The organism is Sphingobacterium sp. BN32 (genome assembly GCF_030503615.1).
Taxonomy (GTDB): Bacteria; Bacteroidota; Bacteroidia; order Sphingobacteriales; family Sphingobacteriaceae; genus Sphingobacterium.
The window spans coordinates 1-13,875 of record NZ_CP129963.1 but is presented as its reverse complement, the minus strand read 5'-3'; the positions used below and the strand labels follow the sequence as shown (position 1 = coordinate 13,875).

Below are 13,875 nucleotides of genomic sequence, written 5' to 3'. Positions count from 1 at the left end.
ATCGGGTATTGTGACATATAAAGGGATGGATTGTATTTTTATAGGAGACGTTTAGTGAAACGTCTATGAAATGTATGATGACGATTTGCATACCAATATCCTACACTATACCCGATCCTGAAAATCCTAAAATGAGACTGTAACCTGAACTGTGTCAGGGGAATAATTAGATGTAATTCATTATATTCAATTATTCAAACGATACGGTCATGAAAGAACAGACCCCATTTGACTTTGAACGCTTCAAGGCAGAAGCGCTTCAAGGATTATCCGAAGGCAAGAGCCTATCTCCCAATGACGGCGTTCTGGCGCCCCTGATGAAACATCTATTGGAATCGATGCTTTCGGGCGAGATGGACAACCATCTTGAAGAAGAAAAAGCCTCAGGCAATAGTAATCGTAGGAACGGCAAGACCAAAAAGACGGTCCGGGGTCCGCATACGGGCACCTTCGAGTTGGAAACGAGCCGCGATCGATCTGGAACGTTCGAGCCTAAGATTGTCCCCAAACGCCAATTAATCATTACAGAACAGTTAGAAGGTCATGTTTTGAGTATGTATGCCAAAGGTATGAGCATGCGTGGTATCAGCGATTTCATCCGTGAAATGTATGCTATGGAGATTTCCGCGACAGAGATTTCTCGGATTACCGAAAGCGTCATGCCTGCTGTCAATGAATGGCGAAGTCGCCCCTTAGAAGCTGTTTATCCTTTTGTATTCCTGGACTGCATGCACTATAAGGTTCGTCAGAACGGAACGGTAGAATCAAGAGCCATCTACAATATATTGGGTATAGGTATGGATGGTCGTAAAGACCTGATCGGGCTTTATAGTTCAGAACATGAGGGCGCTAAATTTTGGCTTTCGGTTCTTACAGACCTAAAGCAACGCGGTGTTGAGGATATCCTGATTGCCTGTATTGACGGGCTTAAAGGCTTCCCTGAAGCTATAGAGGCCATATTTCCAAAGACTAGGATCCAGCTCTGTGTTGTTCATCAGATCCGTTCGAGCATACGCTATGTGACAGATAAGGACAAAAGAGAAGTAATAGCCGACATGAAACCAATCTACCGAGCGGTCAATGAAGAAATGGGTTATGAGAACCTGCTGCTGTTCGAGGAAAAATGGGGGAAGAAATATCCACTAGCAGTTAAGTCATGGCTGGAAAATTGGGTAAATCTTTCCACCTTCTTCGAATATGACCAGCATATACGGAAGATTATATATACGACTAACCCCATTGAGGGGATGCATCGACAGATCAGAAAGATAACCAAGACAAAGGGAGCTTTCAACTCAGAACAGGCGCTCTTAAAACTAATGTATTTGATCATCAGGGATATTTCCAAAAAATGGACAATGCCCGCACATAACTGGGCATTGACAATATCCCAACTCTATATCAAATTTGGTGATAGAATCAGGCTAGATAAGAGCTTTTAGGTTTAGGTTAATTCCCCATTGACACAGTTCATGTTACACAACCCCTAAAATCCTTTTTTTCTTGGTTCAAGACAACTTCTCCTTTCCTAAAATCTTTCCTCCCCTCGTTCAAGACAATCCAATATCTAACAATAGGTCTAAATACTAACTACTAGATACTAAATACTATTCAAACCCAATACAAACCCCAATCAAAGCCGCTCCAGAAGGGCTATGATTGGGGTTATATACGGTAATGAAAAGTGAGTAATATATCGAAGTTGATATCCTCCACTTACCTTTTCAGAAATAATGTTTAGTAGTGAGCATTTTAGTTAGCGACCATAGGTCTTAATACTAACTACTAAATAGTAACTACTAGAAAAAATTATCCTAAGCTCTTCAGCCAAGTGATAACGTCTTCTCTAGTTTGTCCGAGTTTTTGTTGAAGTCTTCCTAATAACTCATCATCTTTCCCTTCTTCATACTTCAAATCATCGTCAGTCCAATCAGCATATTCTTGCTTGATTTTACCTTTCATTTCGTTCCATTTTCCTTTTAAATCTAACTTATCCATTTTTATGATCTCCTATTTTGTTGTGTGAATACTTTACTAATTACAACAGGAGATTGCAGGATTTGTTTTGATTTTTTATGATGGAGTGGGGGGTGGTTTAAGAATATAAACCTTTTTTATCGATAAAATCGATGACTTTATCCGGCGTATAGAATTTGATCGATTTGCCGTCTTTGACAGCCTGGCGCAAGAATGTGGAGGATAATTCCATAACTGGCGTATCTGTCATGCTGATGGAAGGATGGTTCTTAAGCTCTCCGCCATCATAGCCGGGGCGAGGATAAACCACAATACGATAATCCCGGAGTAGGATATCCGCATTTTTCCATTTCATTAATCCCTGTAGATTGTCTTCGCCCATGATCAAGATAAAATCCTTTGTAGGATATTTTTCCTTCAGATGGGTCAGGGTATCGATGGTATAGGAGGGTTGGGGCAATTTAAACTCGATGTCAGACGCTTTTAGCTTGTCGACACCCTCGATTGCCAGATTGACCATCTCCAATCGATCGTACATATTGCCCAAACTCTTCTTCTCCTTGAATGGGTTTTGTGGGGAGACCACAAACCAAACCTCATCCAAAACGGTATAATTTGCCATATAATTCGCAATAATCAGGTGACCGATATGCACCGGATTAAAAGATCCGAAAAACAAACCTACCTGTGTATTGCTCATTTATGAATTAATAAAATCTAAGACTAGCTTTTCTGCCTCCGCACAAGCGGTTTCTAAATCGTTGTTCTGAAGCACAACATCAAACTTGTTAGCAAAACTTAACTCGTGCTCTGCTTTCGCAAAGCGTTCTTTCAGTTTTTCCTCTGAGTCTGTGCCGCGGCCTGTCAAACGTTCTTTCAGTACTTCTAATGAAGGAGGGTTAACAAATATCGCTAAAGCTTCGTCTGGAAATTTAGACTTTAAACGCAAGCCGCCCACGACATCAATATCAAAGATGACGTGCTTGCCTTCGCTCCAAATGCGTTCAACCTCTGCGCGCAATGTGCCGTAGAAAGTACCGCTGTACACCTCTTCAAACTCAATAAACTCTTGTTTGGCTACCTTGTGGAGGAAATCTTCTTTAGAGATAAAATAGTAGTCTACCCCGTCTTGCTCGGTTCCGCGAGCTTCACGTGTACTGGCAGAGATCGAAAAAGCAATCTTATCTCCGTGTTTCTCTAATAGTCTTTTAACTATGGTTGTTTTTCCCGCTCCGGAGGGAGCAGAAAAGATTAATAATTTACCGTTCATGCTATAGTACGTTTAGCAATTGCTCTTTTACTTTTTCTAGTTCATCCTTCATTTTCACCACGATTTGCTGGATCTGCGCATTGTTCGCTTTAGATCCTAAGGTGTTGATCTCACGACCCATTTCCTGCGAGATGAAACCTAATTTCTTTCCATTAGAATCAACACCGTTCAGTGCATCGATGAAGTAGTTACAGTGGCTGCGCAGGCGAACTTTCTCTTCGGTAATATCCAATTTCTCGATATAGAATACCAATTCTTGTTCGAAACGGTTCATATCGACATTTTCCTTGCCAACGGCTTCTTCCATATATTGGTTGATGCGCTCGCGAATCAATGGGATACGGCTACCCTCTACCGATTCAACCTCTGTTAGATGTGATAAAATCAATTCTACGCGATGTTGCAAGTCTTGTTTAAGTACATTGCCCTCGTCCTTGCGGAAGGTGTTGAACTTTTCTACAGCGACATAAAAAGCGGATGTCAGGACATTGCCTTCTTCTTCATCCACTTCATCATCATGACTGATTACCTCGGGCATATTCAATGCCTGCTCGAACAGATTGGCTTTGGAATCGCCCAACTGCGTCGCTATTTCCTGAAGCTGCACGTAGTAAGCTTTCAACAGCTCAGCATTGATAGAGGCACCCTTTGCTGTCTGGTCGACATATTCGGTAGAAATATTGATATTGACTTTTCCGCGCTCGATCAGCTTGCTGCATTCCCCGCGGAGGAATAGTTCCTTATCAGAAACTGCTTTTGGTAGGCGTAAGTTGAGTTCTAAAAACTTAGAATTTAAAGACTTGATCTCTACGGTATATTTAACGGTTCCATTATCGGCAGAACCAATACCATAACCTGTCATTGATTTTATCATATGCAAAGGTATAAAACTTCAAGAAAAGAAATAAGCCTATTTACCAATCATGTTTTGCGATAATCACACAGATATAGGTTTTATAGGTTGAGCCACGTGGAACGCGTGCAAAGCCTATCCCTACATCCTTGAGTGAGCCATTCCACTCATCCATACCTAGGAGATGTTTGCGATGCATCTTCCCCGGTGATCCGTGACCAATGATAAACGCGTCGATTGCATCTACGCCACTTTCATGATTTGCTGCAATAGATTCAAAATTATTATTGGAACGGCGTTTCAGCCAGTCTTTGTTCAGGTCATAACCCGCTTTTTGAATGTAATAGTTAGGTCCTATGCCTTCGGGGTTTGTATGATCGAAATAATTTCTATTGGCCATGTCATAGGCTCGATACTCTGCTACCTTCGCTAAATCCTTATTCCAGACCAACTTATTGCGGCTTACCTGCTTGATATTGGAAATCTGTAATGCCTTGCGATATTTCTCAGGATTGCTACGAATTTTATTGAGATACTCGTAAGCTTCCTTCGCTTCTGAACGATCAATTCTGATGTTTTTTTGTGCAAAAATGGGGTTTACCCATAGGGCAATAGCAAGTAATAGATAGCGCATAGTTTTTCTTTTTACAGACTAGTAACAACGAAAAGCGTTTAAACAGCTTTGTTATTTTTTACTGTTAGAAAAACGTGCTTTCACGACTTCTATTATGGCTGGCAGGAGCGAGATCCCTATAATCGCCAGTACCACAAGGGAAAAATTATTTTTTATGAAAGGAATCTGTCCAAAGAAATATCCAACGCTCAGGAACAGGGATACCCATAAAATACCACCGACAATATTATAGAGCCCGAACTTGCTATAGGGCATCTTAACAATACCGGCGACAAAAGGAGCGAAGGTGCGTACGATAGGCACGAAACGCGCATAAATAATGGTCTTCAATCCATATTTGCTGTAGAAACTTTGCGTTTTCTCGAGGTAGGCTGGTTTAAAAATTCTAGATCCAGGTTTGAATACACGCGCACCAAAGTGCTTCCCGATTTCATAATTTACAAAGTCGCCGATAATAGCAGCGGCAATCAGTAAACCCATCATCACAAATAGATTGAGATTGGTCTCGGGCTTAGCCATCAACGCGCCAGCAGCGAATAAAACAGAATCTCCGGGTAAAAAAGGTGTAACAACAAGTCCTGTTTCAGCAAAGATGATCAGAAAGAGGATAAGGTAGGTCCAAGCTTGATATTCTTGGGTTATATTGACCAGATGCACATCAATGTGCAGAATGAAGTCGATGAGGGTACTGATAAGTTCCATTGTTTATTTAAAACTTTGTAAAAGTCTTAAAGTTTGGTGGAAATAACAAAATAGATGACGATATTTTAAAAATTCTAAAACAATCGAATAGTTAGATAATTAAAAAAGGAAGCTTTCTAGGCTTCCTTCTTTTTTCCGTATTTTTCTTTTACTACTTCGATAATCGGAGGTAGCATCGATAATAAGATAATGGCAAAAATTACAATCGTGAAGTTGTCTTTGATGATAGGTAAACCACCAAAGAAATATCCAATGAATAGGAAGGATGTAACCCATAAGATTGCACCGATTACATTATAAGATGCAAATTTAGCGTAGGACATCGATCCTACTCCCGCCACGAAAGGAGCGAATGTTCTGATAATTGGCACAAAACGAGCATAAATAATCGTCTTACCACCATACTTCTCGTAGAATTTCTCTGTTTTCTCCAGGTATTCTTTTTTCAAGAATTTATACTTTCCACTGAATGCTTTAGGCCCAATATATTTCCCGATATGGTAATTGACTAAGTCGCCCAGAATACCGGCAACCATCAATAGGATCCACATTACAAAGATATTTAAGTCTGTTTCAGGTTTTGCGATAATGGCTCCTGCTGCAAATAACAGTGAATCGCCAGGTAGAAAAGGCGTTACGACAAGACCAGTTTCTGCGAAAATAATAAGAAACAAGATCAGGTAAGTCCAGGTCTGATAGTTATTGACGATTTCCACTAGATGGTCATCGATATGGAGAATAAAGTCAATAATCGAGTAGATAAAATCCAAAGTTTTTCGCTAATTAAATATTGTTCAACATCACAGGCATCACTAACATCAAGACATCAACACCGTCTTCTTTAATTGCTGGCAACAATAGGCCCGCACGATTAGGTGTGCTCATCTCCAACACGACTTCTTCGCAGTTTAAGTTGTTCAACATCTCTACTAAGAATTTAGCATTGAAACCGATCTCCATGTCTTCCCCTTCAAACTGACAGCTCAAGCGCTCGTGTGCTTCGTTGGAGAAGTCTAAATCCTCTGCGGAAATATGTAGTTCAGATCCTGAAATCTTTAAACGCACTTGATGTGTCGTTTTATTAGCGAAGATAACAACACGACGTAGCGTGTTTAAGAATAGAGAGCGATCGACTGTTAGCTTATTCGGATTTAAGCGAGGTATTACCGCTTCGTAATCCGGATAGCGCTCGTCGATTAGACGACAGATAAGACTGATATTTCCAAATTGGAAGAATGCATTGGTATTATTGTATTCAACAGAAACATTGACATCATCCGAAGGCAAAGAAGATTTCAACAAAGAAAGTGCTTTCTTAGGTAGGATAAGTGATGTTGGTTTTTCCGCACCGATATCCGTACGACGATAGCGAACTAATTTGTGCGCATCGGTTGCTACAAAGGTGATCGATTGTTCTGCCAATTGAACTAAAACACCAGACATTGCTGGGCGAAGTTCATCATTGCTCACTGCAAAGATTGTTTTGTTGATTGCCTCCAGTAGAACAGGCGCCGCCAAGTTTACTGTAGAGATATTATCAACAACCGGTATTTTAGGGAAATCATCGGCATTTTCACCGCTTAATTTATACTTACCATCACCTGCACTGATCTCGATTGCTAACGTGCTCATATCAACAGAAAATGCTACTGGTTGATCTGGCAATGTTTTCAATGTTTCGATTAAGATCTTTGATGGCATCGCCACGCGACCTTCTTCTTTCGCCTCGATCTGCAAGCTGGTAACCATACTGGTTTGCAAGTCGGTAGCTGAAATGGTCAACAAGTTATCTTTGATTTCAAACAAGAAGTTCTCTAAAATTGGAAGCACTGTGCTAGAGCTTGATGCGCCGCTAATAGATTGTAATTGTTTTAATAAAATAGAGGTGGATACAATAAATCTCATTTCCTGGGAAAAATAGTTTTTATATGCAATAATACAGAAAAGAATCTAAATATTTCAAAAGCAAATGTTAGTTCCTGCGGAATAAAAGCAATGCGCTATCTATATTTTTGTAACTTTGCGTATAAAGTATGCAGTTTAAAAGGATAATAGGGCATCAAGCACTTAAACAACAGCTTGTATCTACCGTTAAAGAAAATAGAGTCAGCCATGCACAGCTCTTTCTAGGACCTGAAGGTTCGGGGAGTCTGGCACTCGCTGTAGCCTATGCTCAGTATATCAACTGCGAGGATAAACAAAACGATGACAGCTGCGGCAAATGTGCTTCCTGCATCAAATATGAAAAGTTAATCCACCCTGATTTACATTTCTCCTATCCCTTTTTCGCTAAGAAAGCCGATGAAACCGCGACAACCTACATGGAAGAGTGGAGAACAGCATTTTTAGCCAATCCATACTTAAGTTTAACGCATTGGCGAAGTCAGTTAGAAGCGGAAAACAAACAGGCAAACATCAACATCGCGGAAGCTCACGATATCATCAAGAAACTTAGTTTGAAGTCTTTTGAGGCAGAATATAAGGTATTGATCATGTGGCTGCCGGAATATCTGGACACGCAGGGAAATGCCCTCTTAAAGCTTATCGAAGAACCGCCTGCTAAGACGCTCTTCTTATTAGTGGCAGAAAATCAAGACAAGATATTAAATACCATTATTTCTCGAACACAATTGGTGAAAGTCAATAAGCTGAGTCATGATGAGTTGACATCTTATCTAATCGAAGAAAAACAGATCAACAGCGATCGGGCAAATGAAATTGCTTTTATTGCTGATGGAAATATACAAGAAGCGATAGATCAGCTTGCTGAAGAGGCAAATGCACATTTTGATCTGCTGATCCGCTGGTTTCGCTTTATCGTTACGGACTCGGGCCTTAATATCATACAGCTTTGTGAAGAAGAATTGAGCAAGTTGGGCCGAGAGAACCAAAAAATCTTCTTGATTTACAGCATAAATGTGCTCCGTCAAATCGTTTTGATGCAGAATGGTGCCTCAGATATGTTGTTTTTGAAAGGACAAGAGCTGGATTTCGTAAAAAAGTTTGCCGAAATAACAAGCTTAGAACAGCTTACAGAGGCGATTGACCTGCTCGAGAAAACACATTATTCTGTTGAAAGAAATGCAAATCCTAAAATATTATTTTTAGATTTATCTTTGCAGTTAGTTTTATTATTCAAATACAAGACGTCTCTTAAGGAGACTCAATATATATAAAAAGGAAAATATGGGATGTGGCAGTTGCTCATCCGGGGGTGGTTGCGGAAGCAATACACTTGGTACTGTTCCGGCCGGTTGTAATAACAACGGGACCTGCATGACCAGCGGATGTAATAAATTAGATATATACGATTGGCTAGTTGATATGGACTTGCCTTCAAATTATAAACCGTTTGATATTGTTGAAGTTAGATTTAAAGGTTCTCGAAAGGAATTCTTTGTCAATACCGATAACATCTACTTAGAAATGGGCGAAATGGTGGCCGTAGAACCTAATACCGGGGGATACGATATTGGCCACGTTTCTTTGACAGGCGAGTTAGTTCGTTTGCAACTCAAGAAAAACAATACCAAACCGGAAGATGTAGTCAAGAAAATTTACCGAAAAGCCAACGAAAATGATGTTGCCAAATATCAATTGGCGAAGGATTTGGAGTGGGAAACCATGCACCGCGCTCGTAATTTAGCATTGGAGCTGGGTCTTTCCATGAAAATCTCCGACGTAGATTACCAAGGAGATAAGACGAAAGCTACTTTTTACTATACTGCAGAAGGCCGTGTTGACTTTAGAGAGTTAATTAAACGTATGGCGGAGGCTTTCCGTATCCGTATCGAAATGAGACAGATCGGGATGCGTCAGGAAGCTAGCCGCTTAGGCGGTATTGGTAGCTGTGGTCGCGAGCTTTGCTGTTCTACCTGGCTAACCGATTTCAAAACAGTGTCTACCTCTGCAGCAAGGTATCAGAACCTTTCGTTGAATACCTTGAAACTTGCCGGACAATGCGGTAAGTTGAAGTGCTGTTTGAATTACGAGCTGGATAGCTATATGGATGCCCTGAAAGACATTCCATCAAATATCGAACGTATCGAAACTGAAATAGGCGTTGCTTATTTACAGAAGATCGATATCTTCAAAAAGACGATGTGGTTCTCTTATCCGCGTGCTGAAAGCTGGATTCCATTATCGGCAGATAAGGTGAAAGAATTTGCGGCAATGAACGCAGATGGTAAAAAACCGGCTGAGTTAGGCGTTGTAAAAGATGATGAGGATGATAAGGTAATTGCACCAGACTATGAAAACGTAGTTGGACAGGATAGCTTGACCCGCTTAGACGATCGTAATAGAAAGAAAAGAAAGAAGAAAAAGAAGACTCCTAATAATTCGAATACGCACGATAAGTCTCAGGATAACGCGACGAGACCTAAGCAGGAGGCAAATCCGCAGGCGAAGCCAGCAAATAGACGACAAAGGCAAAGACCTAATCCAAACAACAATACGGAGGGTCAGCAACCGAGAGTACAGTCGGCCGAAGGAAAAGATGGAAATCAGAACCCAAGACCGAAGAGACGTCCGAACAATAACAGGAATAGAAACAACAACAGGCCGCAAGACGGAGGGTCGAAACCCGAGAACTAATACCATAAAAAATGAAAGCATACATCGGTTTGTTTCTCATGTTTATCTTCTTGCTTAATTCATGTCAGGAGGGTTACTTCTTTGAAAAGAATACCGATATTCCAAAGCAAAGTTGGGACTATAAGAACAAACCAGCTTTCGATGTACATATTACAGAACCCAGAACGAAGTTTGATGTCTATGTTAATCTGCGTCATAATGCTTATTATCCCTTTTCTAATATTTTCATTCTATTGCATGAAAAGGGTAAAGGCCTCAAAGATACCGCCTATCGCCATGAGGTTAAGCTAGCAGAACTAGACGGGCGCTGGACCGGTAAGTCGGCGGGAAATCTATACGAGCAGTCGATATTGGTAAAAGAGAACTTCACATTCCCGGATACCGGGAAATACGTATTCTCCATTGAACAAAATATGCGTGAGAACCCACTTCATGGAATCAATGATGTGGGTTTGAAGCTTGTTAAAAAGTAAGGTTATGCTGATTTTACGATGGTTATTACTCCCTTTTACCATCCTCTATACCCTCATTATATGGGTTAGAAATCAGTGCTATGACCTGGGCATATTCCAATCTAAATCATTTCCTGTAAACACGATTGTCATTGGTAATCTAGCAGTTGGCGGCGCTGGAAAATCTCCATTGGTACAGCTTTTAGTCAATAGACTTCAGCAGCGATATAAGCTCGCGACGCTCAGCAGAGGATATGGTCGGAAAACCAAAGGCTTTCGAATGGTAGAGCTTTCTGATACGGTAGAATCCGTAGGCGATGAGCCGCTGCAGTTTAAAAAGAACCATCCAGAGATTACCGTCGCTGTCGATGAGAATAGGGCAGAGGGCATCGAAATCCTTCAAAAGGATCATGATCTTATTCTATTGGACGATGCTTTTCAGCACAGAAAAGTTAAACCAACCTGTTCCATCTTATTGTTTGACTACAATTCCATTATCAACCCAATTATCTTATTGCCTACCGGCAATTTCAGAGATACGTTCGACCAAACAAAGCGTGCGGACATTATTTTAATCACGAAATGTCCTCCTATTGTTCGACAGAAAAACAAGGATCGTATAGCGCAGAAGATCAGGAGACACAATTCGAAAGCGAGCATCTATTATTCCGAAATAAGCTATCTGCCAATAAAGCCGCTATCTTCTACTATAAGCGTAGATAATCTTTCCGACTACAGTGTACTGCTTATTACAGGAATCGCTAATCCAGCACCTTTAAAAGAGTATTTGAACAGTAGCAGAATCTCATTTCAGCATATCTCTTATCCAGATCATCACGATTTTCATGCGAAGGATTATAAAAAGATGGTATCCACTTATGAGGAGATAAGCAACGAAAAAAAGCTTATCCTCACCACAGAAAAGGATTCACAACGCTTGGACATCACCCAATTAAATAACATCCCGGTCTATTATATCCCCATTGAAACACATATCATTGAGGAAGATAGCTTCCTAAAACAACTCGAAGAGAAGCTTAATCATTAATATTACGAAGCAACTTCCTGCATTACGTATTTATCCCTTCCAATTCAGGTATATTTATCTTTATACTATTAGAAATATCGCTTAAACGAGGTTTAAAGCTAGTTTTCACTCATTATTTATCGAATTAAACAAGGTAGATTCTTGTTAAGAAATGTTAAAAAGTAACAAACCTGATACAATCAAATAATAAATCAGGCAATTCGACTGTTATTATTGTACAGAAACGGAGTAAATAATAAATGTTAAACGAAAAAAAACACATCATGAAAAAGTTATTTTTAGCAGTATCCGCAGTATTATTTTCATTAACTCTAACCTTTGCACAGGAAGTAAATCCTGAGGAAAAAGCGAAACAAACTGTTACCGAGTGGACTTCACAATTGAACTTGACTCAGGAGCAACAAACACAAATCTATGATATCGTGTTAGAAGCAAAAAAAGCTAAACTTGCGATCAAATCTGATGCTGCACAAACAGACGAAGCAAAAAAAGCTGAACAATTAGCAGCAATTACAGCTGACTTAGATAGCAAAGTGGTTGGTTTATTAACTGAAGAACAAAAACCATTGTATGCTAAAATCGTGGAAGAACGTGCTGCGAAAAAACAAGCACCTGAGGCTCAACCACAACCTCAACAATAATCTGAAATTATTCATGTTTCATATGAAAGAGGGGTTTGACAAATGTCAAACCCCTCTTCTCTTTTTAGAAAGATACCATCCCAAAGATATAACCTACATAAGGATATTTTACAAAGGCTCAAGCAAGGTGCAGAAACAATTCTTTAGGTTTTCCATGAATACCGATAGCCGAAATTAAAAATGACTTATGGAAAAGAATAGGTACTACGTAAGACAAAAAGAAAGGGCATCCTCTTCAGATGCCCTTTTTAAAATCTTTAGCTTTACTATATGTTTAAGAAGCTTTTAACTTCTTTTGAATATCTTGCACGTATGTTTTAAATTTCTTATCCGTCTCGATCAAGTCCTCTACAGTTTGACATGCGTAGATAACCGTTGAGTGATCTCGTCCTCCAAAGAAACTACCGATAGATTTAAGTGATGACTTTGTGTGGTTCTTCGCCAAGTACATCGAAATCTGTCTCGCCTGAACGATTTCACGTTTCCGAACTTTCGATTTTACCATCTCTACGGGTACTTCGAAATATTCACAAACTAGTTTTTGAATGTATTCCATTGAAATCTCTTTGTGGGTATTCTTCACAAAGTTTTTCAACATAGATTTTGCAAGGTTCAAATCAATCTCGCGCTTGTTTAATGTTGATTGGGCTAGTAATGATACCATAGCACCCTCTAATTCGCGAACTGAATTATCAATTTGATTTGCAACATACTCTACCACATTTTCTGGTAGTTCGATACCATCAGAGTACATCTTCTTCTTTAAGATAGCCATACGGGTCTCCAAATCCGGAACCTGGATATCCGCTGATAAACCCCACTTAAAGCGGCTCAATAAGCGTTCCTCCAATCCTGAAAGATCCTTCGGCGCCTTGTCAGAAGTAAGAATAATCTGCTTTCCTGTCTGATGCAGGTGGTTGAAGATATGGAAGAAGATATCCTGCGTCTTCTCCTTGCCGGCAAAGTTATGCACGTCGTCCATAATAATAACGTCCATAGCCTGATAGAAATTTACGAAGTCATTGATTGTGTTGTTCTTTAAGGAGTCAACAAATTGCTGACAGAACTTCTCACATGACACGTAAATAACAAGTTTGTCCGGAAGATTACGCTTGATCTCGTTTCCGATAGCTTGCGCAAGGTGCGTCTTTCCTAAACCTACATCGCCATAAACCATCAAGGGATTAAATGATGTACCTCCTGGTTTGTTTGCCACTGCATAACCCGCTGAACGCGCCAGACGATTACACTCCCCTTCAATGAAGTTATCGAAAGTGTAGTTCTGGTTCAATTGCGGATCAACTTGCAATTTCTTCAAGCCAGGAATCACGAATGGATTCTTGATGTTCTTATTAAGCGCTACAGGAACTGGAATTGACTGTCTCTTGCCTTCTGCACCATTACCATTTGAAGGAATGTTTGTTGTATAGGGAGTATTAGCCGAAGACTTCTCTACTACGATATTGTACTCCAAACGACCTTGCTCTCCTAAAAACTTTTTAACCGTTTTTCTGAGAATACCTACATAATGTTCTTCCAACCACTCGTAGAAAAACAAACTAGGTACTTGAATAGTTAAAACGTTTCCTTCAAGACGTACAGCTTTAACGGGTTCGAACCATGTTTTAAAACTTTGTGTCGGTATGTTATCTTTTATGACCGCAAGACAACTTTCCCAAACACTTGTACACGTTTTTTCCAT

At 40.0% G+C, this 13,875-nt stretch carries 15 protein-coding genes; 6 read left to right on the top strand and 9 right to left on the bottom strand.

Annotated features, from left to right (window positions below):
• Nucleotides 1-209: 209 nt before the first annotated feature.
• Nucleotides 210-1,442 (top strand): IS256 family transposase, encoded by a 1,233-nt coding sequence (locus QYC40_RS00075; RefSeq protein WP_301990610.1) that lies wholly within the window; start codon nt 210-212, stop codon nt 1,440-1,442.
• 367 nt (nt 1,443-1,809) lie between these two features.
• On the opposite strand, the gene QYC40_RS00070 is transcribed toward QYC40_RS00075, so the two are convergent.
• From QYC40_RS00070 to dnaN, 8 genes are all read right to left on the bottom strand, one after another.
• Nucleotides 1,810-1,998, bottom strand: a complete 189-nt coding sequence (locus QYC40_RS00070; RefSeq protein ID WP_286650539.1) for a CsbD family protein — start codon at nt 1,996-1,998, stop codon at nt 1,810-1,812.
• A 97-nt stretch (nt 1,999-2,095) separates the two neighbouring features.
• The gene (gene nadD, locus QYC40_RS00065; RefSeq protein ID WP_301991740.1) at nt 2,096-2,677 is read right to left on the bottom strand and encodes a nicotinate (nicotinamide) nucleotide adenylyltransferase; all 582 of its coding nucleotides are present in this window, start codon (nt 2,675-2,677) and stop codon (nt 2,096-2,098) included.
• On the bottom strand, nt 2,678-3,247 hold the full coding sequence (gene gmk, locus QYC40_RS00060; RefSeq protein WP_301991739.1) for a guanylate kinase: 570 nt from the start codon (nt 3,245-3,247) through the stop codon (nt 2,678-2,680).
• A gap of 1 nt (nt 3,248) precedes the next feature.
• Nucleotides 3,249-4,121: a YicC/YloC family endoribonuclease gene (locus QYC40_RS00055; RefSeq protein WP_301991738.1), complete on the bottom strand. Its 873-nt coding sequence runs from the start codon at nt 4,119-4,121 to the stop codon at nt 3,249-3,251.
• Nucleotides 4,122-4,161: 40 nt separating this feature from the next.
• Complete coding sequence (locus QYC40_RS00050) at nt 4,162-4,734, bottom strand: CAP domain-containing protein (RefSeq protein WP_301991737.1); 573 nt, start codon at nt 4,732-4,734, stop codon at nt 4,162-4,164.
• A gap of 51 nt (nt 4,735-4,785) precedes the next feature.
• A complete protein-coding gene (locus QYC40_RS00045) occupies nt 4,786-5,436 on the bottom strand; it encodes a DedA family protein (protein WP_301991736.1) in 651 nt (216 codons plus the stop codon).
• Nucleotides 5,437-5,552: 116 nt separating this feature from the next.
• Nucleotides 5,553-6,206: a DedA family protein gene (locus tag QYC40_RS00040; RefSeq protein WP_301991735.1), complete on the bottom strand. Its 654-nt coding sequence runs from the start codon at nt 6,204-6,206 to the stop codon at nt 5,553-5,555.
• A 13-nt stretch (nt 6,207-6,219) separates the two neighbouring features.
• Nucleotides 6,220-7,341 (bottom strand): DNA polymerase III subunit beta, encoded by a 1,122-nt coding sequence (gene dnaN, locus QYC40_RS00035; protein WP_301991734.1) that lies wholly within the window; start codon nt 7,339-7,341, stop codon nt 6,220-6,222.
• 128 nt (nt 7,342-7,469) lie between these two features.
• Between dnaN and QYC40_RS00030 the strand changes: the two genes are divergently transcribed.
• The 5 genes from QYC40_RS00030 (at nt 7,470) to QYC40_RS00010 (ending at nt 12,173) form a co-directional block, all read left to right on the top strand.
• On the top strand, nt 7,470-8,612 hold the full coding sequence (locus QYC40_RS00030; protein WP_301991733.1) for a hypothetical protein: 1,143 nt from the start codon (nt 7,470-7,472) through the stop codon (nt 8,610-8,612).
• Nucleotides 8,613-8,622: 10 nt separating this feature from the next.
• Nucleotides 8,623-10,032: a regulatory iron-sulfur-containing complex subunit RicT gene (locus tag QYC40_RS00025; RefSeq protein WP_301991732.1), complete on the top strand. Its 1,410-nt coding sequence runs from the start codon at nt 8,623-8,625 to the stop codon at nt 10,030-10,032.
• An 11-nt stretch (nt 10,033-10,043) separates the two neighbouring features.
• On the top strand, nt 10,044-10,505 hold the full coding sequence (locus QYC40_RS00020) for a gliding motility lipoprotein GldH (protein WP_301991731.1): 462 nt from the start codon (nt 10,044-10,046) through the stop codon (nt 10,503-10,505).
• 4 nt (nt 10,506-10,509) lie between these two features.
• Entirely contained in the window at nt 10,510-11,532 is a 1,023-nt protein-coding gene (gene lpxK, locus QYC40_RS00015) for a tetraacyldisaccharide 4'-kinase (RefSeq protein WP_301991730.1), read from the top strand.
• A gap of 263 nt (nt 11,533-11,795) precedes the next feature.
• Complete coding sequence (locus QYC40_RS00010) at nt 11,796-12,173, top strand: hypothetical protein (protein ID WP_301991729.1); 378 nt, start codon at nt 11,796-11,798, stop codon at nt 12,171-12,173.
• 274 nt (nt 12,174-12,447) lie between these two features.
• On the opposite strand, the gene dnaA is transcribed toward QYC40_RS00010, so the two are convergent.
• A complete protein-coding gene (gene dnaA / locus QYC40_RS00005; protein ID WP_149524200.1) occupies nt 12,448-13,875 on the bottom strand; it encodes a chromosomal replication initiator protein DnaA in 1,428 nt (475 codons plus the stop codon).

Excerpts from the sequence above, each read along its gene's own strand:
- QYC40_RS00075 (WP_301990610.1), top strand. The coding sequence starts at position 210 with ATGAAAGAACAGACCCCATTTGACTTTGAACGCTTCAAGGCAGAAGCG.
- QYC40_RS00070 (WP_286650539.1), bottom strand. The coding sequence starts at position 1,998 with ATGGATAAGTTAGATTTAAAAGGAAAATGGAACGAAATGAAAGGTAAA.
- nadD (WP_301991740.1), bottom strand. The coding sequence starts at position 2,677 with ATGAGCAATACACAGGTAGGTTTGTTTTTCGGATCTTTTAATCCGGTG.
- gmk (WP_301991739.1), bottom strand. The coding sequence starts at position 3,247 with ATGAACGGTAAATTATTAATCTTTTCTGCTCCCTCCGGAGCGGGAAAA.
- QYC40_RS00055 (WP_301991738.1), bottom strand. The coding sequence starts at position 4,121 with ATGATAAAATCAATGACAGGTTATGGTATTGGTTCTGCCGATAATGGA.
- QYC40_RS00050 (WP_301991737.1), bottom strand. The coding sequence starts at position 4,734 with ATGCGCTATCTATTACTTGCTATTGCCCTATGGGTAAACCCCATTTTT.
- QYC40_RS00045 (WP_301991736.1), bottom strand. The coding sequence starts at position 5,436 with ATGGAACTTATCAGTACCCTCATCGACTTCATTCTGCACATTGATGTG.
- dnaN (WP_301991734.1), bottom strand. The coding sequence starts at position 7,341 with ATGAGATTTATTGTATCCACCTCTATTTTATTAAAACAATTACAATCT.
- QYC40_RS00030 (WP_301991733.1), top strand. The coding sequence starts at position 7,470 with ATGCAGTTTAAAAGGATAATAGGGCATCAAGCACTTAAACAACAGCTT.
- QYC40_RS00025 (WP_301991732.1), top strand. The coding sequence starts at position 8,623 with ATGGGATGTGGCAGTTGCTCATCCGGGGGTGGTTGCGGAAGCAATACA.
- QYC40_RS00020 (WP_301991731.1), top strand. The coding sequence starts at position 10,044 with ATGAAAGCATACATCGGTTTGTTTCTCATGTTTATCTTCTTGCTTAAT.
- lpxK (WP_301991730.1), top strand. The coding sequence starts at position 10,510 with ATGCTGATTTTACGATGGTTATTACTCCCTTTTACCATCCTCTATACC.
- QYC40_RS00010 (WP_301991729.1), top strand. The coding sequence starts at position 11,796 with ATGAAAAAGTTATTTTTAGCAGTATCCGCAGTATTATTTTCATTAACT.
- dnaA (WP_149524200.1), bottom strand. The coding sequence starts at position 13,875 with ATGGAAAAAACGTGTACAAGTGTTTGGGAAAGTTGTCTTGCGGTCATA.